Here is a 24,120-nt window from a genome sequence, read left to right as displayed (position 1 = left end):
GGGGCCGGCTAGCCTAGCACCGCGACCCGGAGCTCGACGAACGGATCCGACAGGGCCAGGAGCGCCAGGTCGCGGAGGTCGGGGAGGGCGAGCGCCTCGACCGGATCGAGCGGCCCGCCGTCGAGGCGCCGGTCTAGGAACGCGAGCGTGCGGAGCGCGTGGCCCGGGTCGCCGGCGTGGAGCAGGCCCACCCGGTTCGCGGTCCGGCGCACCGCCGCCGCGAGCGCGCGCGGGTCGAGCGTGCGGAGCTCCGCCGCGGCCGGGCCGGCCAGCGCGGCCGCGGTGGCGCTCACCTCGCCGGGCACGGTCCGCTCCAGCGCGGCGAGGAACGCGCCCGCGTGCGCGGCGGGGAGGCCCATGGCGGGCGGCGCGCCACCGCCGAAGCGGCAGGCCAGCTCGAGCAGGATGGCGACGTCGCGCGGCGCGAACTTCCCGAGCAGCGCCCACCCGTGCTCGACGAGGTCGAGCGTGCGGGCGGCCAGGAACGCGAGCGCCCCCTCCGGCAGGCCGGCGAGGCCGGCCGGCAGCACCACCGAGGGCGGCCGGGTGTTCTCGATGACCACCTCGCGCCCGGGGCGGGCGCCGAGGAGCGCCGCGTGCGGGCGGGCCTCGAGCGCCCGCGCGGCCCGCTCCAGCGCGGCGTGCAGCGCCGGCGCGGCGGCGGGCGCGAGCCGGTCGGCGGGCCCGGCGCCGCGCGCGGCGAGGTCGGCCGGGAACAGCGGCTCGAGCCACGGCGCGAGCAGCGAGACCAGGCGCGCGCAGGGGCCGTTCGCGCCCGGCGCCGCGACGCGCTCGCGGAGCGCCGCGGGCAGGTGCGCGGCGACCGGCGCCCCCGCGGGCGCGCTCCGCGACGGATCGGCGAACGCGGCGAGCGAGGCGGCCAGGCGCGCGCGCTCGGCGAGGCGGGCGGAGTCCTCCGCGCCGGTCCGCTCGGCGGCCGCGAGGGCCGCGCACAGCGCGCTCGCCTCGGCGAGCGCGGTCGCGTCGGAGGGATCGCGCCGCGCCAGCTCCAGCCAGCCGTCCGCCGCGCGGGCCTGCGTCTCCGGGCGCGCCGCCCGGGCCACGAGCAGCTCGCGCTGGGCCTCGAAGTCGTCCGGCACGAGCGAGAGCGCCTTCTCCAGCATCACCGCGGCGCGCTCCGGGTCGCCGAGCCGGGTGCGGAGCAGCTCGGCGAAGTGGCGCAGCCGCGCCGCGGCGGCGAGCGGGTCGTAGGCGGCGATGGCGTCGGCGCAGGCCTCGCCCAGGCGCACGTAGTCGTCGAAGCGGCCCAGCTTCTCGGCGGCGCGCGAGAGGTCGCGGGCGAGCGTCAGATCCGAGGGGTCGCGGGCCAGCGCCTCCGCGAGCCAGGCGCGCGCCGGCTCCCACTCCGCGGCCTGCAGGCAGGCGCGCCCGCGGGCCGCCAGCTCCGCGACCGGCAGCGGGTGGTCCGGCCCGAGCTCGGCGCCCACCGCGGGCGTGGCGGGCAGCGCGCCCGGCCCCTCGGCCGCGAGCGCGATCTCCTCGTCCGACCACCCGGCGGGCGGCGGCAGCTCGGCGGGGGCGGGCTCGGCGCTCCGGGCGCGGATGGCCTCGGCGCGGGCGAGCCGCGTCACGTCGCCGGAGGCCACCGACAGGAGCCAGGACCAGGTGAGGTCGCGCTCGGGGTCGGCCTCGAGCGCCTCGATCAGCGCGTCCGCGGCGCCCGGCGCGTCGCCGGCGCGCTCGAGGTGGCCGGCGAGGCGCTCCAGCAGCTCGGCCCGGGCCACGCCCTCGGCCGCGGCCGCCTGCGCCCGCAGCACCTCGGCGACCGGGTCGGCGGCGGGCGCGCGCGGGGCGATCGGGTCCGGCTCCGCCGCGGGCGGCGCCGCCGGGCGGCCCATCCCGGCGAGCAGCGCCTCCGCCTCCTCGGCGCCGCGCAGCGCGGCGGCGGTGCCGCTGGCGCGCGCCGCCGCGAGCGCGTCGTGGAGCGTCGCGGCCGCGGCGTCCTCGTCGCCGAGCCGGTCGAGCAGGATGCGGGCGCGCCGCAGGTGCAGCGCGGCGGCCTCGGCGGGGTCTCCGGCGGCGCCGGCCTCGGCCGCGAGGCCCGCGGCGGCCTCGGCCCACCCGTCGCGCCGGCCGTCGAGCGCCGCCAGCGCGTCCAGCGCGGGCGGGTGCACCGGATCCAGCTCCAGCACCGACAGGAACGCGCCGCGCGCCGCCTCGAGGTGCCCGGCCGCGGCGAAGCGCTCGCCGCGGGCCTGGCGCAGGTCGCGCCGCCGCGCGGTCTGGCCCCAGGCCGCGAGCGCCTGCTCGTGGAGCTGGGCCAGGTCGAGCCACGCGTCGAGGGCGCCGCGCGCGAGCGCCAGCGCGGCCGCGCGCTCGAACGCCTCGGGGTCGCCCGGATCGGCCGCGAGCAGCTCGGCGTAGAGCGCCTCGGCCTCGCCGGCGCGGCCGGCCGCGTCCAGCGCGCGGGCGAGGCGCCGGCGGTGCGCGGTGCGGGCGTCGGGGGCGAGCCCGGCCTCGGGGATGGCCCGGAGGTGCTCGACCGCCGCGCCGGGATCGCCCGCGGCGAGCGCCTCCTCCGCGAGCACGGTGCGGGCGGGCACGCAGCCGGGCCGCGCCAGCACCGCGGCCCGGTACGCGCGCGCGGCGTCGCCGTGGGCGCCGGCGTCCTCGAACAGCCGCGCGGCCTCGAGCGCGCTGCGCGACGCCTCGTCGCCGTCGCTGCGGATGGAGGCCGACAGGAGCGCGCGGGCCGCGGCCAGCGGCTCGCCCCAGGCGGCCTCCAGGCGCGCCCGCGCGCGCCACGGGCCGGGCGCGTCCGGGTCGGCGCCGGCGGCGAGCTCGAGCGCGCCGCGCACCTCGTCGTCGGGCGCGCCGGCGCGGGCCAGCGCCTCGGCCGCGGCGGTGAACGCCTCGGCGCGCTCGGCGGGATCCTCGGAGGAGAGCGCGCGCTCCGCGGCCGCGCGGGCCGCCTCGCGCGCGCCGGCCGGCGGCGCCGCGGGCGGCGGCGCGGCGTCCGGCGCGGCCGGCTCCAGGCCGCCGAGCGCGCGCGCCTCGCGGGCCCGCGCCGGCTCGCCGGCCGCGTCCAGCGCCGCGGCGGCGCGCCCGGCCAGCGCCGCGAGCGCCTCCGGCCCCTCGCCGTCGCGGGCGCGGAGCTGGAGCAGGGCCTCCAGCAGCTCGGCCGCGTCGCGGCCCGCGTCGCCGAGCCCCTCGGCCAGCTCCGCGGCGGCCTCCAGCGCCACCCGGCGCTCCTCGGCCAGGCCCAGCGCGAGCGCGCGCTCGGCGCGGCTGCGGGCGGCGGCGAGCGCCAGCGCCGGGTCGCCCAGCGCGGCGTGCCCGTGCGCCAGCGCCGCCCAGGCGATGCCGGCGCGCTCGTCGGCGGGCGCGAGCGCGAGCGCCCGCTCCAGGTGCGCGATCCCGTCGGAGGCGCGGCCCTCGGCCCAGGCGGCGAGGCCGAGCCGGTACCGCGCCGCCGCCTCGGCGGAGGCGGGCACGGCGCCGCGCGCCTCCCCGGCCCACGCCACCAGGCCGCGGTCCAGCTCGGCCGCGGCGGCCGGGCCGCGGGTCGCGGCCAGGCACGCGGCCAGGGCCGCGAGCGTCTCCACGTCCCCGGGCGCGGCCGCGAGCGCGGCCTCGTACGCGGCGGCGGCGCGCTCGCCCTCGCCGAACGCGAGCAGCGCGTCGGCGCGCGCGCGGTGGCAGCTCGCCGCCTCGGCCGGCACCGCCGCGGCGCGGGCGGAGAGCACGCCGTCGAGCCGCTCCGGGTCGGCGGCCGCCTCGCGCAGCGCCGCCACGAACGCGCCGTCGTCCGCGGGCCAGGCGTCGAACGCGTCGCGCAGCGCGGCCCGCGCCCGCCCGTCCTCGCCGGCCGCGTGCAGCGCCCGCGCCGCCTCGCGCAGGCGGCCGGCGCGCGCCGGCCCGCGCGCGTGCGCGGCGCGGCCGAGGAACAGCTCGGCGCGCTCCAGGTGGCGGTCGGCGTACGCGTGCGCCAGCTCGCGGGCGGCGTCCTCGTCGTCCGGGTCGGCGCGCACCAGCGCGGCGAGCAGCGGGATCGCCTCCTCGCGGCGGCCCAGGTCGCGGAGCAGCGCCGCGGCCGCGCGGAGCGCCACCGGATCGGCCGGCCCCTCGGTGGCCAGCGCGGCGCAGGCCTCGGCGGCGCGGGCGCGGTCGGCGGGATCCGGCGAGGCGGCCAGCCGGGTCACCGCGTCGCGCCGCATGCGGGCGCGCGCCGCCGGGTCGGCCTCGCGCTCGGCGCGCTCCAGCAGCATCCGCGCGACCTCCGGATCGCGGCCGGTCGCGCTCAGGATCGCGGTGAGCCGCTCGCGGGCGGCGGCGCTCCCGCGCTCGTGCGCGAGCGCTTCCCTCAGCGCGGCCTCGGCCGGCCCGGTGGCCCCGGCGGCCGCGTGCACGTCCGCGAGCGCCACCAGCGCCGCGGCGCGGGCGGGGCCGGGCGCGGCCGCGGCGGCCCGGGCGGCGAGCGCGCGGGCGAGGTGCGGCGTCCCCGCGCCGCCCAGCGCGTGCGCGGCGCGCTCCAGCAGCGCCACGCCCTCCGCCTCGCCCGGCGCGGCGGCCACCGCGCGCTCCAGCGCCTCGGCGGCGCCGGCCGGATCGCCGGCGTCGAGCAGCAGCGCGCCGGCGGCGCGGGCGTGCGCGGCCGCCGCGGCGAAGTCGCCGGCCGCGGCCGCGAGCGCGTCGAGCTGGAGCGAGAGCCGGGCGGCCTCCGCGGGGCGATCGAGGGCGCGGGCCAGCACCACCGCGTCGGCGAGCAGCCGCCGCGCGGCGTCCGGCTCGCCGGCGTCGAGCGCGAGGTCGGCGGCCTCGCCCAGCGCGTCGAGCCGCTCGGGCTCGGGCGCGCCGGCCCGCGCCAGCGCCCCGGCGCGCGCCTCGGACAGCGCGGCGCTGCGGGCCGGATCGGCCGCGGCGGCGGCGCGGGCCCGCCGGTAGAGGTCGCGGGCGAGGTCGGGCCGGCCGCCGGCGAGCAGCGCCGTCGCGGCGCGCCCGAGCGCGTCGGCCCGCGCCGCGCCGGACCGGGCCGCCTCCGCCGCCGCGAGCACGAGGCGGGCGCCGCGCTCCGGGTCGTCGTCCAGCGCCAGCCGCTGCACGGCGGCGTCGAGATCCTGCGGGCGCCGCGCCAGGACCTCGCCCAGGGCGGCCAGCGCGAGCGCGCGCTCCCCCCGGTCCTCGGCCAGCTCGGCGAGCTGGCGCGCCAGCGCGAGCGCGTCCTCGGGCGGGAGCGCGCCGAGGCCGGCCTCGAGCAGGCGCCGGTGCACCACCAGCGCCTCGCCGGACGCGCCGCCCAGGTAGAGGACGCGCGCCAGCAGCGGCGCCGCGAAGGCGAGGTCGTCCTGCGTGCGGGCGTAGGCGCGGCGCGCGGCGCGGATGGCGCCGGCGAGATCGCCCTGCGCGAGCGCCAGCGCCGCCGCGGCGCGGAGCGCCCGGGCCGCGTCGCGCGGCGCCGGCGCGCGGCGCGCGTACGCCTCGAGCGGCTCGCCGGCGGGGCGGGCGGGCAGGTGCGCGCGCCGGAACGCGGCGTGCTCCTCGGCGAGCCCGCGGTCGGGCGGGAGCGCCGCCAGCGCCGCCGCGTAGGCGCGGTCGGCCTCGGCGGCGCGCCCGAGGCGCGCCAGCAGGCCGGCGCGCTCGAGCCGCCGCCGCCCGGCCGAGGCCGGCTCCAGCGCGGCCAGGTCCTCCAGGCGGTCGGCCACCGCGCCCAGGTCCCCGGCGGCCTCCGCGGCCGCGCGCGCCGCCTCGACCGCGGCGGGATCCCGCGGGGCGAGCGCGCGGGCCTCCTCGGCGGCGGCGAGCGCGCCGGCGCGGTCGCCGAGCGCGGCCGCGAGCGCGGCCCGGCGCAGGAGCGCCGCGGGCTTCGCGCCGGTGGGGAGCAGCGGCACCAGCGCGGCGAGCGCGTCCCGCTCGGCGGCGGCGTCCCCGCGCGCCCGGGCGCGCTCGGCCAGGGCGGAGAGCGCGGCGCGGGCGCTCTCGCGGCCGGGCGCGAGCGCGAGCGCGTCGCGCAGCGCCGCCTCGGCGCCGGCCGCGTCCTCGGCCGCACCGGCGGCGAGCAGCGCCAGCCCGGCCTCGGCGAGCCGGTCGCCCGCGTCCGGCTCGGCGCGGTCGCGCGCCCGGAGCGCCCGGGCGAGCAGCGCGCGGGCCGCCTCGGCGGGCGCGCCGGCGCGGGCCGCCAGGTCCGCGCGGAGCTCCAGCGCGGCGTCGTCGTCGCCGGCTCCTGCGGCGGCGCGGGCGGCGTCGAGCGCGCCCGCGAGATCGCCGGCGGCGGCCAGCAGCCGCGCGCGCCCGGCCTGGGCGGCGGCGGCCTCGGCGGCGTCCGCGAGCGGGTGGGCGGCGAGCCGCCCGAGGAGGTCGAGCGCCTGCGCCGGGGCGAGCGCGCCGGCGCAGGGGGCCGCGCAGAGCACGCGGAGCGCCGGGAGGCAGGCCGGATCCCGATCGAGCGCCTCGCCCGCGAGCCGCGCGGCCTCGGCCGCCTCGCCGCGCCCGGCGAGGAGCCCGGCCAGCTCGGCCCGCACCGCGGCGGCGTCCGCGCCGCGCGCCGGCGGGAGCCGCCGGCGGAGCGCCGCCTCCAGCCCGGCCGGATCGCCGGCGCGCCGGTGCAGCCCGGCGAGGCGCGCCAGCGCCGCGTCGTCGCCGGGGACCGCCTCGCAGTAGGCGGCGAGGTGCCGGCGCGCCGCCCCGGCGTCGCCGCACGCCGCGGCGGCCCCGGCGGCGAGCGCGAGCAGGCCGGCGCGCTCCGCGGCAGGGAGCGCGTCGCCGGCCAGCGCCGCCTCCGCGTCGCCGAGCGCGCCGCGCGGATCCTCCGCCACGCGCCCGGCGGCGCGCCGGGCGCGGGCGGGCGCGAACGACGGGTCGAGCTGCGCGGCCAGGTCGAGCGCCTCGCCGGCCGGGTCGAGCCCGTGCGCGCGCAGCGCCAGGGTGGCGCCGTCGCGCCCGCCGGTGAGCCGCGCGAGCAGCAGCAGCGCCCGCGAGGCGCCCCGCGCGTCGCCCCCCGCCGCCCGCAGCTCGGCGAGGCGGGCCAGCGCGGCCTGGGTGGTGGCCGGATCGTCGGCGGCGCGCTCGCACGCGGCGAGCGCCCGCGGCAGGTCGCCGGCGCGCTCGTGCAGCTCGGCGGCCTCCAGCCAGCGGCCGAGCCGCTCGAGGAGCGCCGCCCGCGCCGCGTCGTCGCCGGTGGCCGCGAGCACCTCCGCGAGCAGCGCGCCCGCGCCGGGCGCCTCGAGCGCGTGCGCCCGCTCCGCGTGCTCGCGCGCCGCGGACGGCTCGCCCGCGTCCAGCGCCGCCCGCGCCGCGCGCAGCTCGAGCTCGGCGGCGTCGGCGGCGCCGCCCGCCAGCAGCGCGCGCAGCGCCCCGAGCGCGAGCCGCGGGTCGCCGGCGCGCCCGGCCGCGTCCGCCTGCACGCGCAGCACCGCCGGGTCGCCCGGCGCCGCCGCCCGCGCCTCCGCGAGCGCCGCCAGGGCGGCGGGCGGGTCCACCGGCACGAGCAGCCGCCCCCGCTCCAGCCAGGCCGCGGTCGCGGTGGGCGCGTCGCCGGCTGCCGCGGCCAGGCGCGCGGACTCCGCCAGCAGCTCCGCCACGGTGCTCGCGTCGGCCACCCGGCGCGCCAGCCGCAGCTCGGCGGCGAGCCGGGCCGGGTCGGGCCGGGCGGCGCGGGCCGAGGACGCGGCGGCGAGCGCCGCGGCGAGGTCGCCGGCGCGCTCCGCGGCCGCGGCGATGCGATCGTCGAGCGCGGCGGCGGCCTCCGCGTCCGGGGTCAGCGCGCGCAGCCGCTCCAGCGCCTCGCGCTCCGCGGCGGCGTCGCCCAGCGCCGCGGCGAGCTCGGCCTGGCCGGAGAGGGCCGGGGCGCAGGCCGGCTCGAGCGCCAGCGCCGCGGCGAAGCGGCGGGCCGCCTCGCCGTCCTGGCCGGCCGCGCGCAGCGCGGCGCCGGCCTCGGCCAGCAGCGCCGCCCGCGCGCCCGGGTCCGGCTCCAGCCCCGCGAGCCGGTCGAGCGCGGCGGCGAGCGCCGGCGGCCGGCCCAGCCCGCGGAGCCGCTCCGCCAGCCGCGCCAGCACCGCCGCGTCGCCGGGCGCGAGCGTCGCCGCCGCCTCGAGGTGCGCCGCCGCCGCGGCCGGATCGCCCAGCCGCCGCTCGGCCACCTCGGCGAGCGCGAGCCGCGTGCGGACCGCCAGCGCCGCGCCGTCCGGCGTGGCCGCGTCGATGCCGGCGAGCGCCAGCGCGTGGAAGTCGGACGCCTCGGCCCAGTGCCCGAGCGCCTCGGCGGCGCGGGCGGCGCGGGCGTGGACCTCCGGGCCCGGCGCCAGCTCGGCGGCGGCGCGGTAGCGCAGGAGCGCGTTCTCGGCGTGCGCGAGCGGTCCCTCCCAGGCGGCGCCCGCCTCCAGCGCCGCGGCCGCCGCCGCGGCGCGATCCCCGCGCGCGAGGTGGATCTCCTTCAGCCGGTCCAGCGCCCGGACCGCGCGGAGCGGCTCGCCCGCCGCGGCGCAGGCCCGCGCCAGCGCGGCGAGCGGGGCCGGGTCCTCCGGGGCGAGGCGGAGCGCCTGGTCGAGGTGGAGGCGGGCCGCGGCCGGATCGCTGTGCAGCAGCAGCTCGCCCAGCTCGGCGTGGGCGCGGGCCTTCTCCTGCGGATCCGGATCGTAGGCCACCAGCCGCCGGTCGGCGCGGACCAGCGCCTCGCGGTCGCCCGAGGCCGCCGAGAGCGCCCTCAGCGCCCGGAGCGCCGGGACGTGGTCGCGCCGGACCTCCAGCGCCACCTCGGCGGCGCGCAGCGCGTCGGCCGGATCCGCGCCCGGCACGTCGAACACCGCCTCGGCGGCGGCGAGCGCCGCGAACGCCTCGCCCCGGCCGCCGGCGGCGGCGGCGAGCGCCGTGAACGCGCGCGCCGCCCGGGCCGGCTCGCCGCGCGCCTGCCGCACCAGCGCCTCGGCGAGGAGCGCCGGCGCGAAGTCCGGGCGGCGCTGCAGCCACGCCGCGGCCAGGTCGAGCGCCTCGTCGTGGAAGCGATCCTCGAGGAGGAGGAGCGAGAGCAGCAGCTCGGCCGCGAACGGGTGGGCGGCCGCGGCGGCCCCCTGCGCCAGCAGCGCCTCGCGCGCGTGCTCGGGCTCGCCGCGCGCCAGCGCCTCGCAGGCCGGCGCGAACGCGCGCGCGCCCTCGTCGGCGGCGAGCAGCTCCGGCGCGCCGCCCGCCTCGGCCGGCCCGGCCGCCGCCTCCCAGGCGATCCGCGCGACGCCGGGCGCGAACGCGGCCTTCGCCAGGCGCGCGCCGTGCGGGCGCGGCAGCTTCCAGCCCCGCGGCGCGAGCGCGGCGCGCAGCAGCGGCGCGAGCGGGTCGCCCGGCAGGGCCGCGGCGCCGGCCGCCTCCAGCGCCCGCGCGGCCAGGTGCGGGAGCGCGGCGGCCGGGAGCGGCGCCGGCCCGTAGAGCCGGGGCGAGTGGAACACGAGCGCCAGGCCCCGGTCGCCGCGCGGCAGGAGCCCCGCCTGCAGCGTGAACGCCGGCCCCGCGGAGATGCGCCCGGCCAGCTCGGCGAAGCCCTCGCGGAACGCGATCCGGACGCCCTCCAGCCCCAGCGCGCCCAGGCCGGCGCGGGCCAGGGCGGCCTCGACCGGCGCGGGCGTGAGCGCCACGCGGAGCTCGAGCAGGTCGGTGAGCCGGCTGCGGAACTGCGCCGCGCCGGCGCCCGCGTCGAACGGGAAGTGGACGTCCGGGACGCGGAGCGTGAGCGACTCGAGCGTGAGCCCCGGCGCCAGCTCGCGATCCGCGAGCCGCACCGAGGCGCCGCCGCGCTCGAGCCGCAGCTCGAAGCCGGCCCCGGACCCCGCCCCGGGCTCCGAGGAGTGGGCGGGGGCGGGCTGCTGTCTCACCTCCGCCATGGGGGCGGAATTCTACCGGAGGGGGCCCCGCGGGGCGAATCGCGGGTCGCGCGGGTGGGACCCGGGAGCAGGTTCCCCGCGGCGCCGGTCCGGCCTCCGACGACGAGGGCCCCGGCCGCGGGGAGCGGTCCGGGGCCCTGGAGAGGCGGAGGCGGTGGCTCCTGCCTACTGCCCGCTGCTCCGCTGCGCCTGCCCGCGCCCGGCCTCGGCCGCGACCTCCGGCGGCGTGCGGCGGAACACCACCACGCTCCGGCGGCTCTGGAACTCGTCGTCCTCGCGGGCGAACACGGTGACGACGTTGTTGCCGGGCTTGAGCGGCAGGTCGGCGGTGAAGTCCATCTTCGAGGAGGTGGCCGTGTCCGGCTGGACCTTGAAGAAGACCTTCTGCTCGTTCACGAACACGAACACGTCGCGCAGGCGGGCCGTCGGATCCGCCGACGGCGGGACGCTGGCGGTGCCCTGGAGCTTGAAGGTGTTGCCGTCCACCACCGGCGCGCCCTTCAGCGGGTCGGGCGAGAACGCGATGCGCGGCGGCTCGCGCTGCCACACCTCGACCACGGCGCCGCTCCGCGCCGTCCCGGCCGCCTTCACCGGCTTCACCTCGCCCTCGGCGGCGAACGCGTAGCGCCCCTTCTGCCACTCGACCCGGTAGAACTCGCCGAAGCGGGCGTCCACCGGCAGCACCGCGCCCTTGCGCGCGGCCGCGATGACCGGGGCGGTGGCGCTCGCGCCGGTGCGGAGCTGGGCGTCCGCGACCTCCACGCGCACCGCGCCGTGCGCGGCGGTGCGGGCCGGCTCGTCCGTCGCCACCGGCAGGTCGAGCTTCTCGGAGACGTACTCGTCCATCTTCTCGTCCACGATGGTGACGCGGACCGGCGAGGTGTCGCTCTTCGAGCCGCGGCGGAGCTCGACCTCCATGGTGGCGGTCTTCACCTCGCCCGGCTTGAGCGCGCCGATCACCTCGCGCCCCTTCTTGATGAAGAGCTTCTCGTCCCCGAGGTTCTTCAGCAGCACGTAGGTCTTGTCGCCCGAGACGCCCGGGCCGGCGTTGCGCACGTCCACCCGGAGGTTGAACGTCTCGCCGCGCTGCGGGAGCCCGTCGCCGTTGCCGCCCCTGGCGTCGTCCACCTGGGCGCTGAACGCGAACACCGGCTTCTGCACCTCGGTGACCGCCACCGCCGTGGTGACGTCCGGCGGCGCCTTGCCGCCCTCGTCCTCGAAGTGGAGCGTCACCTCGTCGCGGCGGGTGTCCATGCCCTTCGGCAGCTTCACCGGGGCCGTCCAGGTGCGCTTCTCGCCCGGGCGCACCGCGCCGAACACGAACTCGCGGCGGTCGAGCAGCCCGTTCTTGTCGGCGGTGGTCCAGGCGCGGAGGCGCCGGAACGGCGCGTCGCCGCGGTTCTCGACCGTCACGGTCCAGGGCATCGTCTCGCCGGCGCGCAGCTCCTTGCCCGGCGGCGGCGACACCGTCACCACCGCGCGCGGGTTGCCGCGGCTGGCCTGGCCGTCGGCCCAGTCGACGCCCAGCTCGGCGAGGCGCTTCTGCAGCCGCGCCTCCTCCTGCTGGTGCCGCTCGGACACGAGCGCCTTGGCGGCCTCGAGCTGCCGGGCGCGATCCGGGTAGGGCGCGCGGCGCAGCAGGTCCTTCGCGAAGCGGATCTGGTAGTCCTCGACGAAGCGATCCGGATCGGCGTCGGCGTCCTCGTCCTCCTGCTGCTCCGGCGTCAGCTCGGTCACGTCGCCGTGCGGGGAGGCCTCGGCGGCCGCGTCCTTCTTCAGCTGCTTCGCGACCAGGTCCTCCTTCTCGTCGAGCAGGTAGCGCAGCTCGAGCGGCGGCTTGTCCTGGCGCTTCTTGCGCGCCTCGGCGCGGGCCGCCTCGGGGACGGTGCGGTCGGCCGGGTTGGTGAGGTGGCGGTCGAGGTCGGCCTCGCCCATCGAGCGCGGCGGGGCGAAGTAGTTGACCTGCTCCTTCAGCGCGCGGCCCGGCAGCAGCAGCACGTCCGGCGTGATGCCCACCTCCTGGATGGAGACGTCACCCGGGGTGAGGTACTGCGCGATGGTGAGCTTGAGCGCGGCCTCGTCGGCGGGGCGGCTCGGGTCGCTGAAGTCGTAGAGCACCTGCACCGAGCCCTTGCCGAAGCTCTGGCGGCCGATCACCAGCGCGCGCCCGTTGTTCTTGAGCGCGCCGGCGACGATCTCGCTGGCCGAGGCGGTGCTGTTGTTGACGATGACGACGATGGGCAGGCCGGTGAGGTCGGACGGCTCGGCGCTCGCCTCCTTCACCTCGTGGATCTGCTGCTTGTCGCCCTCGCCCACGGTCTTGACGATCACGCCCTCCGAGAGGAACAGGTCGGAGACCGAGATGGCCTGGTCGAGCAGGCCGCCCGGGTTGCCGCGCAGGTCGAGCACCAGGCCCTGCAGCTTGCCGCCGGCCTGCGCGCGCTGCTGCTGGAGCGCCTGCACCAGGTCGCGGGTGCTGTTGGTGGAGAACTGGGTGAGCTTGATGTAGCCGACGTTGCCGTCGAGGAGCTGCGCCTGCGGCACCGTCTCGATGCTGATCACCTCGCGGGTCAGCACCATCCGCCGCGGCTCCTGGGTCGGGCGCTGGATGGTGATGGCCACCTTGCTCTGCGGCCGGCCGCGGAGGCGGTCCACCGCGTCCTGCAGGTCCATGTTGACGGTGGACTGCTCCTCGATGCGCGCGATCACGTCCTTCGGCTTCACCCCGGCGCGCTGCGCCGGCGTGTTCCGGAGCACCCGGACCACGGTCAGGTTGCTGTCGCGCATCGCCACCACGAACCCGAGGCCGCCGAACTCGCCGCGGGTCTGCAGCTTCATCTCCTTGAACGACTTCGGGTCGAACAGGACGGTGTGCGGGTCGAGCGTCTGGAGCAGGCCGTTCACCGCGGCGTACTCGATCTCGCGCAGGTCCTTGTGGGCGACGAGGTGCTGCTGGATGAAGCCCATCGCCTCGCCGAGGACGGTGCGGATCTCCCAGATGCTCTTCACGCCGGAGATGTCCAGCTCGCGGGAGGCGCTGCCCACGGTGAGCGTGAGCCTGGGCGACTTCTCGTCGCCCTGCACCATCACCTCGGCGACGGTCTTCTCCACCGCCTCGAGCGCCGCGACCACCATGCCCTTCGGATCCACGCGGCCCGGGTCCACGTAGTTGTCCTTCACCTGGAGGATCACCCTCGACAGGATCGGCAGCCGCTCGAGCTGGTAGTCGCCGTTGCCGCCGGCGCGCGCCGGCACCGGCGCGGCGCCCTTGAACGCGACGGCCGGCGGAGGCGCCTCGGGCTGGGCGCGGACGAAGCGGGCCGTGACGCCGAGCGCGAGCGCGAGCGAGGCCGCCAGGGTGGCGAACAGCCGGAAGGGGCGGATCATGGGGCGCCTGGGCAGGGAGGGTAGGGCAGGCAAGCGGGAAAACCTACGTATCGTGGGAGGATAGGTTGCAGCAGGATCCCGCGCAAGCAGATCGGCCCGGCCCGGGTCCCACCGGGATCCAACCGGTGGGGCCGGGAATCATGCCCGGGGGCACAGCCCGGGCCCCTCAGCGGTCCTCGTCCTCGTGCTCGGCCTCGCGGTGAACGCGCGCCGCGTCCACGGCCGGGATCGCCCCGGCGGGCGCGCTGCGCAGGAGGTAGGCGCTCGCCGCCCCGTGGCGGTACACGAGCTCACCCCCCGCCTGGCCGGCCGACACCGCCAGCGCGGCGACCGCGACCGTGCCCGCGACCACGACCCCGGCCACCGCGGTCGCGGCGGCGGCCGGCACCACCAGCACCGCGGCGCTGACGGCGAGCACCGCGCCGGCGGCCCACACGAACACCTCCGCGCGCTCCTCGTGCGCCTCGATGAGCTTCTCGGAGATCACGGTCTCGGCCTGCTTCTCGTCGCGCTCGCCGAGCTGCATCGCCACCACGCCGCCCCCGACCAGGATCGCCTGGAGCGCCACCACGACCGCGAAGCTGCGCCGGGGCAGGGCGCCGCGCCAGAGCGCGACGGCGAGCCCGGCCGCGACGAGCGGCAGCACGAAGGCGAGACCGAGGGGGACGTGGACGATGGCGGGGTGCAGCGGTAGGGTCGGCATGGCGTGCGGGCTCCTGGGCCGGCGGGTTCGGGCCGGACGCGCCCAACCTGTCCGGTCCCCCGGCCGGCCGCCATCCGACGGATGACACACGTGCAAAAGCAGAGCGCATCCGCGGGGCTGGGCGGCGCACATGCGGCGGACGCCGACGTGCCCCGGCCGTGGGTGCTGGCCGTTCCCTCGGCGATCCTGGGCCTCGTGACGGTGCTGGTGGGGCTCGACGTCGCCTCGGACGCGCGCGCGGGCGGCTCCCCCGGGCACATCGCGCTCGAGGTCGCGATCATGGCGGTGGCGCTCGGCGGGGCGGTGGTGCTGTGGGCGCAGCTCGCCCTGGCCCGGCGCCGCACCCGCGCGCTGCAGCGCGACCTGGTGCGCGCCGAGGCGGACCTGGCCCGCTTCCGCGCCGAGTCGCAGGAGCACCTGCGCGGCCTGGCCGCCGCCATCGACCACCAGTTCGATCGGTGGGGCCTGTCGGCGGCGGAGCGCGAGGTGGCGCTGCTCCTGCTGAAGGGGCTCGCGCACAAGGACGTGGCGGACCTGCGGCGGACGAGCGAGCGCACCGTGCGGCAGCAGGCGCTCGCCGTGTACCGCAAGGCGGGCCTCGCCGGCCGGGCCGAGCTGTCCGCGTTCTTCCTGGAGGACCTGCTCCAGCCGGCGGCGCCGGCGCGCGCGGACGCACGCCCGGCGGGCGGCGAGACGAGGTAGCGCCACCGGCGGGGCGCGGGTAGATTCCGCCCGCATGTCGCTCGACGCCCGTGTCCAGGACAGCCCGCCGGTGCGCGGGATCGACGATCTCGCCGGCTGGTTCGCGGCGCGCGAGCGGCCCCGCGCCGGCTGGAAGGTCGGCCTCGAGCACGAGAAGTTCGCGCTCGTCGCGGGCACGCTCGAGCCCATCCCGTACGACGGGCCGCGCGGCGTCGCGGCGGTGCTGCGCGGGTTCTCGCGGTACGGCTACGAGCCGTTCGAGGAGGACGGGCGGATCATCGCCTCGCAGTGCCAGGGGCTCACCGTCTCCATCGAGCCGGGCGGGCAGATCGAGCTGTCCGGCCGGCCGTTCGCCGACGTGCACGTGGTGGCCGCCGAGCTGGACCGGCACCTCCAGAAGTGCCGCGAGCTCGCGGCCGACCTCGGGCTCGAGTTCCTCGCCGCCGGCTACCGGCCCTGGGGCACGCCCGCGACCTCCCCCTGGATGCCGAAGAACCGCTACGCGGTGATGCGGCCGTACCTGGCCGCCCGGGGCCGGCTCGGGCCGGACATGATGTCCATGACCGCCTCGGCCCAGGCCTCGTTCGACTTCTCCGGGCCGCGCGACATGGCCGAGAAGCTCCGCGTCGCGCTGGCGGTCCAGCCCGCGGTGGCGGCGCTGTTCGCGAACTCACCCATCGTGAACGGCCGGCCCGTCGGCTGGAAGTCGTATCGCGTGGCGGTGTGGGAGGAGACCGAGCCCGCCCGCGCCGGCCTGCTCGGCTTCGCGTTCGAGCCCGGGTTCGACGATGATCCCTACCGCCGTTACGCCGAGTGGGCGCTCGACGTGCCCATGATCTTCTTCCGTCGCGACGGCGCCTACGTCGATCCCGGCGGGCGGACGTTCCGGCAGTTCCTCGCCGACGGCATCGCCGGCGAGCGCCCCACGCTCATGGACTGGGAGGACCACCTCACCACCCTGTTCCCCGAGGTGCGGGTGAAGGGCGTGGTGGAGGTGCGCGCCGCCGACGCCTGCGACGCGGCCATGACGAAGGCGCTGGTCGCGTTCTGGAAGGGGCTGCTCTACGACCGCGAGGCGCGGGCCTGGGCCTGGGACGCGGTGCGCGGCCTGTCGGTGGCCGAGCGGCGGGCGCTCATGATCGGCGCCGGCCGCGAGGGGCTGGAGGCGCGGCTGCCCGACGGCCGGGTGCTGGCGGACGTGGCGGCGACGCTGCTCGACGCGGCCGGGAACGGCCTGTGCCGGCAGCACTGCTGCGGCCAGCGCGGCGAGGACGAGCGGGTGTGGCTCGCGCCGCTCCGGGAGCGCGCCGCCTCGCGCCGCTCCCCCGCGGACGACGCGCTCGACGCGTTCCGCCGCGGCGACCGCGCGCTGGCGGAGCACCTGCGGATCGCGTGAGGCGCCGCCGCGCGTCAGTGCGCGTGGTTCAGCGCGCGCAGCCCCCACATCACCGCGAGCCCGAACAGCAGCGCGCCGGAGAGGACCCACTTCGAGCCGCCGCGGCGGTGCAGGTCGGGGAGGATGTCCGAGAGCGACAGGTGCAGGAACGTGCCCGCGCTCGCGGCGAGCGCGGCGGCGGTGAACGTCTCGACCCGCACCACCTCGCGCAGCACCAGGTAGATCCCGGCGCCGACCGGCACCATCAGCGCGAACGCCGCGTTCATCGCGAGCGCCCGGCCGCGCGAGTAGCCCTCGGCGCGCAGGATGGCCGAGAGCGAGAACGAGTTCGGGATCTTGTGCGCGAGGATGGCGAGGAACACGAGCAGCCCGAGCTCGGCGTGGCCGCTCGCGGCGCCGAGCGCGAAGCCGTCCACGAGCGTGTGCGCGCTCATGCCCACGAACGCGGCGAGCCCGAGCGTGGTGTGGACGGCGCACCCGGTGCCGTCCTCCTCCAGCGCGACCGCGCCGTCCGCGCCGACGTGCGCGTGGGCGTGGTGATGGTGGTGGTGGTGATCGTGGCCGGCGGCCTCCACCCCGGCCGGAAGCGGGGCGGCCTGCGAGAGCCGCGCGTTCGGGCCGGGCTCGGCGCAGACGTGCACGAGCACGAAGCGCTCCAGCAGGAACAGGAGCAGGAAGCCGACCAGCACGAACGGCAGGATCCCCGCGCCGCTCTCCTCGACCGCCTCGGGCAGCATGTGGAAGAACGCGGCGCCGAGCATCACGCCCGCCGAGAACGACAGGCCGATGTCGGAGCGGCCCACGCGTCCGAGCAGCGGGAGCGAGCCGCCGGTGAGCGCGCCCACCAGGATGGCGGCGGTGTACAGGGCGAGGGACTGCGTCTGGGTCATGGTTCGTCCAGGCCGAGCGCGCGCATGCGGCGGGCCAGCGTACCGCGATCGATGCCGAGCGCCTCCGCGGCGGCGGAGCGCACGCCCCGGGCCCGGGCCAGCGCGCCCGAGATGAGGGGGCGCTCCACCTCGCGCATCACCGCGTCGTAGAGACCGCTCGCGGGCTGGCCCTCGAGCCGGTCGAAGAAGGCGTCCACCCGCTGGCGCAGCTCCTCGTCGAGGGCGCAGGGGCGCGTGATGCGGCCGTCCACCAGCGCGAAGGCCTCGCGCGCGAGCCGGGCGCGGCCGTCGGGGATCGAGCGCACCTCGACCACCTCCAGCCGCCCCGCCTCGCAGGCGCGCCGGAGCGCCTCGGGCGCGCCCTCGAGGAGCAGCGCCTTCACCGCGCCGATCCCCGCCGGCCGCCGTGCGGTCCGCGCGCGCTCACTCGCCGTCCTCCGAGGCGCGGAAGCCGGGATCGAGCTCGAAGCTGTCGCCGCCCGCCGGGAAGTGGCGCTCCAGCTGCGCCGCCACGTCGGCCGCGGTCACCAGCGCGGCCGCGTCGCGGCGGAAGTGCACGCCGCCGCGCCGGCCGCGCGTGTACCAGAGCAGGTGCTTGCGCAGCTCGCGGATGGCGTGGCGCTCCGAGGCCTCGGCGGGCTCGCCCGGCGCCATGCGGGCCCGGTGCTCCACCTGGAGGCGGACGTGCTCGAGCACCGTGGCCACCCACTCGTCGCGGCCGGGCGGCGGCGGCGGCGGGCGGCCGGCCTCGATGGCCCGCAGCTCGCGGAAGATCCACGGGTTGCCGCAGGCGCCGCGCGCCACCAGCACCGCGTCGCAGCCGGTCTCCTCGCGCATGCGCACGGCGTCGGCGGCGGTCCACACGTCCCCCGAGCCGAGCACCGGGATCGCGACCGCCTGCTTCACCGCCCGGACCAGCTCCCAGCGCGCCTTGCCGGAGTAGAGCTGGCTGCGCGTGCGCCCGTGCAGCGCCACCGCCGCGGCGCCGCCGGCCTCGGCCGCGCGCGCGACGTCCACGCAGTTCACCTCGCCCTCGTCCCAGCCGGCGCGGATCTTCACCGTGACCGGCACCGGGACGGCGGCGCGGATGGCGCGGACCGCCTCCTCGACCCTGCGCGGCTCGCGCCCCATGGCCGCCCCGGCGCCGCTGCCGCACACCTTCTTCACCGGGCAGGCCATGTTGACGTCGATCATGCCGGCGCCCGCCGCGACCGCGACCGCGGCCCCGCGCGCGAGCACCTCCGGCTCCGAGGCGAAGATCTGTACCGCGAACGGGTCCTCGTCCGGCTCGCGGTCGAGGTAGCTCGAGGTCTGCAGCGCGCCGTGCATCAGGCCGTGCGCCGAGACCATCTCGGTGTACGCGAAGCTCGCGCCCATGCGCCGGCAGATGGCGCGGAACGGGCGATCGGACACGCCGGCCAGCGGGGCGAGGAAGTAGCGGCCGGGGAACTGGTAGGGGCCGATCTGCATGGTCAGGTGTGCGGCTAGCGGGGTCGGGGGTGTAGCACGGACCGATTTCGGTGGGGAACGCCGGAATGCCCGGGGGTGCCGGCGGTTCCAGGGCCGTACCGGAGCGACCGTGGCGGGGTGCTTTAGCCGCGCGGCCCCCTGCGCGCACCCGCGCGGATGGCCGCCGAAGGGGCCTGACGTTGCCGCGAGGGCGGTGCACAGGCTTCCGGCGATCGGGGTGGTCGATCGGCGGCCAGGCGAGGCAGCGGTCCCCCGAAGCGAGGAGGAGGCGGTCCGCCGCAGTGAGAGCGGTCAGCAGATCCCCCGGGCGCCCGATTTGGCACGACCCGGTGGCCCCGGTACGATGTGTCATCCGAACGGCCGGCCGACGGACCGGCCCCCCGCAGCAGAAGCCGAGGAGCGATGAGGCAGATCCGCACGACCTTCCTAGCCGTTTGCGCGCTCGCCCTGGCCGGGCCGGCCAGCCCCCAGGGCCCCGCCTCGCGGGGCGTCACCGTCCAGGCCGCCGCCCAGGCCCTGCCCGCCGCCGAGGTGCCGGAGGCGCAGATCGTGGCGCCGCCGAAGCCGGCGCAGCGCCGCCAGGAGCCGTCGGTGCAGGACGCGATCGCGAACGCGGACGCGCCCGACGAGCCGGCCATCGCGGAGGAGATCGAGCAGGAGTCGGCGGAGCTGGAGGACCTGCGCCAGGCCGAGGAGGCGTCGCGGGTGCAGGACGGCGCCGAGGGCCGCCGGACGGTGGGCGCCGACGGGCTCGGGCTCGAGTCCCCCATCCGCGACCGCGTGGAGGGCGCGCTGGGCCGCGACGCCACGCCGCGGGGCGAGGGCGCCGGGCGGATCCCGCTGCTCCCCGAGATCGACCACGACCTCGCCACGCTCCAGGCCGAGTACGACATCCCCATCGACGTGAACGAGGCGGTGGTCGCCTACGTCCGCTTCTTCCAGTCGCCCAGCGTCCGCGCCCACTTCGTGAAGTGGCTCGGGCGCTCGCACCGGTACATGGAGCGGTACCGCAAGATCCTGAAGGAGGAGGGACTGCCGCAGGACACGGTCTTCCTCGCCATGATCGAGAGCGGCTTCGGCAACTTCGCCTACAGCCGCGCCAAGGCGTCCGGCCCGTGGCAGTTCATCGCCGCGACGGGCAAGAGCTACGGCCTGAAGCAGGACTTCTGGGTGGACGAGCGGCGCGATCCGGAGCGCTCCGCCCGCGCCGCCGCGCGCTTCCTGAAGCGGCTGCGCGAGCAGACCGGCGACTGGCGGCTGGCGTGGGCCGGCTACAACGCCGGCGCCGGCCGCGTCCTCGCCGCGCAGCGGATGGGGTACGACGACTTCTGGGAGATGGCGGACGTCCCGGGCAAGAAGGTGCTCCGCGCCGAGACCAAGGGCTACGTGCCGAAGCTGATGGCCGCCGCCATCATCACCAAGCACCCCGAGGCGTTCGGGTTCCGGCAGGACGAGATCGAGCGGCAGGCGTGGACGGAGTACGAGGAGGTGGACGTCCCGGACGCCACGCTGCTCACCGTCATCGCGCGCGCCGCCGGCGTCTCCGAGAAGGAGATCATCGACCTCAACCCCGAGCTGCGCCGCGCCTGCACGCCGCCCCGCCCGTACAAGATCAAGATCCCCGCCGAGCGCGCCGAGGCGTTCGCCGAGGCGTGGCCGGCGCTCCGCGCGAAGACCCGCCTGACGTTCGCCGGGCACGTGGTCCGCCGCGGCGACAGCATCGGCCGGATCGCGCAGCGCTACGGCGTGCCCGCCCAGGGCATCCTGGAGATGAACGGCCTGAAGAGCGCGCGGAAGCTGCGCGTCGGCACGGAGCTGATCATCCCGCGGCCCGCCGCCGGGGTGGCGGTGGCCGCGCGCGCGCCGGAGCCCGAGGCGCGCCGCCCGGCCGCCGCCGAGCGCGCCGCCGCCCAGGCGCCGGTGCGGACCGCCTCCGCCGCCGCGCCCGCCGCGAAGCCCGCGCACCAGAGGCTGCGGGTCCGCGCCGGCGACACGCTCTGGTCCATCGCGCAGCGCTTCGGCGTCGAGCTCCAGGACCTGTGCCGCTGGAACGGGATCAAGAACCCCCGCAGCCACAAGCTGATGGTGGGCGCGATGATCGTGGTGCGGCCCGGGCGCGGGTAGGCGGCCAGGGCGAGGGCGCAGCCCTCGTCATCAAGACAAGGTTCTTGCCGGATCGATCCGCGCGGCGAACGCCGCCGGCGCGAGCGCGCCGACGACGGCCGCCGCCGCCGGCACGGCGACGCCGAGCGCGACGAGCCAGGGCGGCAGCGCGAAGAACGTGTCCGGGCGGAACGGGAAGTCCGGGAGCGCGCGGGCCGCGGCCGCGTCGGCGACCCGCGCCGCGGCCACCGCCAGCGCGGTGCCGATCGCGCCGCCCACCAGCCCCACCAGCGCCGCCTCCGCGAGCACCACCGCGCGCACGTCGGCGGGCGCCGCGCCCACCGCCTCCAGGATCGCGATCTCCTTCGCCCGGCCGCGCACGCTCGCCGAGAGCGACTGCGCGATGGCGAGCGCCGCGAGCGCGCACAGGACGCCGGCGAGCAGCGCGAGCGCGCCGGTGGTCACCGCCACCACCGTGCCCACGCGCTCCGCCGCCGAGCGCTCCCCCTCGTCCACCGAGAAGCCCATGCGCCGCACCGCCGCCATGACCGCCGGCACGTCGTCGGGGCGCCGCGCGAGCAGCGTCACCTGCGTGTAGCCCGCGTCCGGCTTGCCGTACTCGCGGTGCAGGCGACGGACCGTGTCGAGCGGCATCGCCATCATGTAGAGCGGCACGCGATCCGAGAGCCCGGCCAGCTCCAGGCGCGCCTCGTACACCCGGTCCTCGGTCTTCTGCGGCACGATCGAGAAGCCGACCCGCACCGGGAGCTGGAGCCCCACGATGGACAGGCCCGGCGGCAGCCTCCGCACGTTCCAGGCCGGCGCGATGGTCTTGTCGTAGACCTCGAGCAGCCGCCGCGAGAGCAGCACCGGGATCGGGCCGCCGCCCGGGCCCGGGTCCGCGAAGGCGCGCCCCGCCCGCAGGTCGGCCTGCACCAGCCCGGGCGCCACGCCCACCACCGGGATCTGGAGGGTCATGCCGGGCGGCCAGTTGTAGTCGAGCCCGGTGGGCGGCCGGGACGCCGCCACCGGCACGCGCAGCGACAGCCGCGGCCAGGCCTGCTCGACGCCGGGGAGCCGCCCGAGCCGCGCCACCGCCGCGTCGTCGAGCCGCCCGCCGCCCAGGACCCCGCCCAGCGCCACGCCGGCCGGGACCACCTCCACCAGCCGCGCGTCCGCCGGGAACATGCGCCGGGCCGCGTGCGAGACGCCCATGCCGAGCGCCAGGATGAACACCAGCGCCGCCGCGCCCACGCAGGCCGCGGCCGCGTTCAGCAGCGCGCCCTTGCGGTCGGCGCGCAGGTTCGCCCGCGCGATCCAGAGGACGCCGCGCGCGCTCACCGGAGCCTCCCGTCCTCGAGGTGGAGCACCCGCGAGGCCGCCTCGGACACGCGCTCCTCGTGCGTCACCACCAGCACGGTCATGCCGCCGGCGGCCATGCGCTGGAACAGCCGGATGATGCCGTCGCCGCTCACCGCGTCGAGGTTGCCGGTCGGCTCGTCGGCGAGGAGCACCTGCGGGCGGGCCAGCAGCGCCCGCGCGATGGCCACGCGCTGGCGCTCGCCGCCGGAGAGGTGCGCCGGCGTGGCGCGCGCCTTCTCCCCGAGCCCGACCGACGCGAGCGCCTCGGCGGCGCGGGCGCGCACCGCGGCGGTGCCCTCCGCGCCGTCGCGGCGGAGCATCCCCGGCAGCATCACGTTCTCGAGGGCCGACATCCCCGCGAGCAGGTTGAACGACTGGAACACGAAGCCCACCGCGCGGTTCCGCAGCTCGGCCCGGGCGCGGGGCGAGAGCCCGGCGAGCCGCGTGCCGGCCACCTCGACCTCGCCGGCGAAGTCGCGGTCGAGCGCGCCGGCGACGTAGAGCAGGGTGGACTTGCCCGAGCCCGACGGGCCCACGATCGCGACCAGCTCGCCCGGCCGCACCTCCAGGTCGATCCCGCGCAGCACCGGCACCGGGCGGTCCCCGTCGCGGAACGCCTTGGTGACGCCGGCGAGCCGGATCACGGCCGCACCTGCGGCGCGGACGGCATCACCTCCACCTCCGCGGCGAGGACCAGCGCCCCCTCCGCGAGCTGCGCGCGGAGCGACACCGCCGAGAGGCGCGCGGCCGGCTCCAGGAACCGGTCCACGACCGACCGGACCACGAACCCGGACGGCCCGGTGCCGAACGCGTCCTCCGGCAGCGCGCGCACGCCGGCCACCAGCCGCTGCGCGTCGAGCACCGCGCCCCCGAGCCCGCCCTTCAGCGCCGCCCCGGCGGCGGGCGTGGGCGCGCGGAAGCCGTCGCCGCCGCCGTCGAGCCGCGCCACCAGCGCGTCGAGCGCGCCGGGCGCGCCGCCGGCGAGCGCCAGGCGATCGCCGTCGAGCCGCCAGGCCAGCTCGCCGCTCGGCGTGGCGATCCGCCAGGTGCCCGGGGCGGGCGACCCGGCGCCGGCGCGGGCGGCGCGCGGGCGCCGCGGGGGCGGGGCGATCCGGTCGAACGCGGCCCGGGCGCGCTCCGGGTCCTTCACGCGCGCCACCGCCTCGAGGCGCACGAGCCGCAGCGGATCGGCGCGGAGCGTCGCCTCGGTGAGCCCGGTCAGCTCCAGGCCCGGCGAGAGCGAGAGCGAGAGGGCCACCCCGGGCGCGAGCAGGTCGAACCCGTCGCGCTGCGGGTCGAGGCCGCGGGCGGCGAGGCGCGCGCGGTCGGCGCGCGAGAGCATGGGGACGAGCTTGCCGCCGAGCGGGCCGGGCTCGCCGTCCCAGCGCGCCGCGAGCTGCGCCTCGGGGTGGAGGCGCGCCAGCAGGGCCGCGGCCGCGCCGCCGCCGGCGAGCGCACGGAAGGACGGCTCGCGCGGGCCGAGCAGCACGGCCGCGCTGGCGCGCAGCCCGCCCGGCCCGGCCGAGAGGCCCAGGGCGACGCCGTCTCGCACCGGCCACGCGCGCGCGAGGAGCGGCGAGCCCGGCGGCGCGAACGCGATCGCGGCCGGCGCGTCGCCCAGCGCCCGCCGCGCGGCGCCGAACGCGGCGTCCCCCGCCAGCGCCCGCTCCGGCGCGAGCCCGGCCGCCTCGGCCACGAGGTCGGCCGCGCCCGGCCCCTGCGACACGAGCGCGGTGCGCTGGGTGACGAGGTAGGCGAGCGCGATGGGCTCGCCGGCGGCGCGCCGGAACGCGACGGTCGAGAACGTCCCGCGCGGCTCGGCGGTGCGGAGGTCCGCCCCGAGCCGCTCGCGGGCGAGCCGCGCCAGCAACGCGTCCATCCTGGCCGCGTCGCCCACCGGGAGCACCAGCAGCGCCCGCGGCGGCGCGCCGCCCGCGTCGAGCAGCGCGAGCGCCGCCCCGCGGCGCGCGTCCACGCCGGCCTCGGCGAGGCCCTTCGGGTCGAGCGGGTCGAAGCCGAGCTGGGCCGCGATGGTTCCGCGCGCCTCGGCGACGGCGGTCGCGCCGGGGAACGCCGACACGGCGGCGTGCAGGGCCGCCAGCTCGCGGCTGGCGCGCCCGGTCTCCGGGACGACCACCACCGCCCGCACCGCGGCGGGAACGAAGCGCTCGGGGGGCGGGCCGGGGCTGCGTCCGCGGCAGCCGCCGGCGCCGAGCGCCACGGCCAGGAGAGCCGGCAGGAGGAGGCGCCGGAGCACGGAGGTTTCTTACCATGCTAAGAGAG

The 24,120-nt window shown here is 79.4% G+C and carries 12 protein-coding genes; 3 read left to right on the top strand and 9 right to left on the bottom strand.

Annotation, left to right across the window (positions count from 1 at the left end):
* Positions 1-8: 8 nt before the first annotated feature.
* The 3 genes from ANAEK_RS19395 to ANAEK_RS19385 all read right to left on the bottom strand — a co-directional run bounded on the left by ANAEK_RS19395 (position 9) and on the right by ANAEK_RS19385 (position 13,914).
* Entirely contained in the window at positions 9-9,824 is a 9,816-nt protein-coding gene (locus ANAEK_RS19395; RefSeq protein ID WP_012527825.1) for a hypothetical protein, read from the bottom strand.
* A gap of 165 nt (positions 9,825-9,989) precedes the next feature.
* Positions 9,990-13,211, bottom strand: a complete 3,222-nt coding sequence (locus tag ANAEK_RS19390) for an MXAN_5808 family serine peptidase (RefSeq protein ID WP_012527824.1) — start codon at positions 13,209-13,211, stop codon at positions 9,990-9,992.
* Between the two features lie 166 nt (positions 13,212-13,377).
* Entirely contained in the window at positions 13,378-13,914 is a 537-nt protein-coding gene (locus ANAEK_RS19385) for a hypothetical protein (protein WP_012527823.1), read from the bottom strand.
* Positions 13,915-13,995: 81 nt separating this feature from the next.
* Here ANAEK_RS19385 and ANAEK_RS19380 point away from each other — a divergent pair, with 81 nt between their 5' ends.
* Complete coding sequence (locus tag ANAEK_RS19380) at positions 13,996-14,616, top strand: LuxR family transcriptional regulator (RefSeq protein WP_012527822.1); 621 nt, start codon at positions 13,996-13,998, stop codon at positions 14,614-14,616.
* Positions 14,617-14,650: 34 nt separating this feature from the next.
* Positions 14,651-16,012 carry a glutamate--cysteine ligase gene (locus tag ANAEK_RS19375; protein ID WP_012527821.1) on the top strand — a complete coding sequence of 454 codons (1,362 nt, stop codon included), beginning with the start codon at positions 14,651-14,653 and terminating at the stop codon, positions 16,010-16,012.
* 14 nt (positions 16,013-16,026) lie between these two features.
* Here ANAEK_RS19375 and ANAEK_RS19370 read toward each other — a convergent pair whose 3' ends face one another.
* From ANAEK_RS19370 to dusB, 3 genes are read right to left on the bottom strand one after another with little or no spacing between them, the layout of a single operon-like run.
* Positions 16,027-16,902, bottom strand: a complete 876-nt coding sequence (locus tag ANAEK_RS19370) for a ZIP family metal transporter (RefSeq protein ID WP_012527820.1) — start codon at positions 16,900-16,902, stop codon at positions 16,027-16,029.
* Positions 16,899-17,285 (bottom strand): helix-turn-helix domain-containing protein, encoded by a 387-nt coding sequence (locus tag ANAEK_RS19365; RefSeq protein ID WP_012527819.1) that lies wholly within the window; start codon positions 17,283-17,285, stop codon positions 16,899-16,901. Before ANAEK_RS19365 ends, ANAEK_RS19370 begins: the two co-directional genes overlap by 4 nt.
* 40 nt (positions 17,286-17,325) lie before the next feature.
* Positions 17,326-18,372 (bottom strand): tRNA dihydrouridine synthase DusB, encoded by a 1,047-nt coding sequence (gene dusB / locus ANAEK_RS19360; RefSeq protein ID WP_012527818.1) that lies wholly within the window; start codon positions 18,370-18,372, stop codon positions 17,326-17,328.
* Between the two features lie 402 nt (positions 18,373-18,774).
* Here dusB and ANAEK_RS19355 point away from each other — a divergent pair, with 402 nt between their 5' ends.
* A complete protein-coding gene (locus tag ANAEK_RS19355; protein WP_012527817.1) occupies positions 18,775-20,496 on the top strand; it encodes a lytic transglycosylase domain-containing protein in 1,722 nt (573 codons plus the stop codon).
* 30 nt (positions 20,497-20,526) lie between these two features.
* Here ANAEK_RS19355 and ANAEK_RS19350 read toward each other — a convergent pair whose 3' ends face one another.
* The 3 genes from ANAEK_RS19350 to ANAEK_RS19340 are packed head-to-tail and all read right to left on the bottom strand — an operon-like array spanning position 20,527 to position 24,094.
* Positions 20,527-21,816 (bottom strand): FtsX-like permease family protein, encoded by a 1,290-nt coding sequence (locus ANAEK_RS19350; protein ID WP_012527816.1) that lies wholly within the window; start codon positions 21,814-21,816, stop codon positions 20,527-20,529.
* The gene (locus tag ANAEK_RS19345; protein ID WP_012527815.1) at positions 21,813-22,481 is read right to left on the bottom strand and encodes an ABC transporter ATP-binding protein; all 669 of its coding nucleotides are present in this window, start codon (positions 22,479-22,481) and stop codon (positions 21,813-21,815) included. The genes ANAEK_RS19350 and ANAEK_RS19345 overlap by 4 nt, the downstream gene beginning before the upstream one ends.
* A complete protein-coding gene (locus tag ANAEK_RS19340; RefSeq protein WP_012527814.1) occupies positions 22,478-24,094 on the bottom strand; it encodes a hypothetical protein in 1,617 nt (538 codons plus the stop codon). Before ANAEK_RS19340 ends, ANAEK_RS19345 begins: the two co-directional genes overlap by 4 nt.
* Positions 24,095-24,120: the final 26 nt, after the last annotated feature.

The sequence above is a fragment of the Anaeromyxobacter sp. K genome (genome assembly GCF_000020805.1).
Lineage (GTDB): Bacteria > Myxococcota > Myxococcia > Myxococcales > Anaeromyxobacteraceae > Anaeromyxobacter > Anaeromyxobacter dehalogenans.
Note: the sequence above shows the minus strand (reverse complement) of the source record. Positions and strands in the feature narration are given on the sequence as shown.

Bases quoted from the DNA above. Each gene is read 5' to 3' on its own strand.
- ANAEK_RS19390 (WP_012527824.1), bottom strand. From the start codon at position 13,211: ATGATCCGCCCCTTCCGGCTGTTCGCCACCCTGGCGGCCTCGCTCGCG.
- ANAEK_RS19380 (WP_012527822.1), top strand. From the start codon at position 13,996: ATGACACACGTGCAAAAGCAGAGCGCATCCGCGGGGCTGGGCGGCGCA.
- ANAEK_RS19355 (WP_012527817.1), top strand. From the start codon at position 18,775: ATGAGGCAGATCCGCACGACCTTCCTAGCCGTTTGCGCGCTCGCCCTG.
- ANAEK_RS19395 (WP_012527825.1), bottom strand. From the start codon at position 9,824: ATGGCGGAGGTGAGACAGCAGCCCGCCCCCGCCCACTCCTCGGAGCCC.
- ANAEK_RS19370 (WP_012527820.1), bottom strand. From the start codon at position 16,902: ATGACCCAGACGCAGTCCCTCGCCCTGTACACCGCCGCCATCCTGGTG.
- dusB (WP_012527818.1), bottom strand. From the start codon at position 18,372: ATGCAGATCGGCCCCTACCAGTTCCCCGGCCGCTACTTCCTCGCCCCG.
- ANAEK_RS19375 (WP_012527821.1), top strand. From the start codon at position 14,651: ATGTCGCTCGACGCCCGTGTCCAGGACAGCCCGCCGGTGCGCGGGATC.
- ANAEK_RS19385 (WP_012527823.1), bottom strand. From the start codon at position 13,914: ATGCCGACCCTACCGCTGCACCCCGCCATCGTCCACGTCCCCCTCGGT.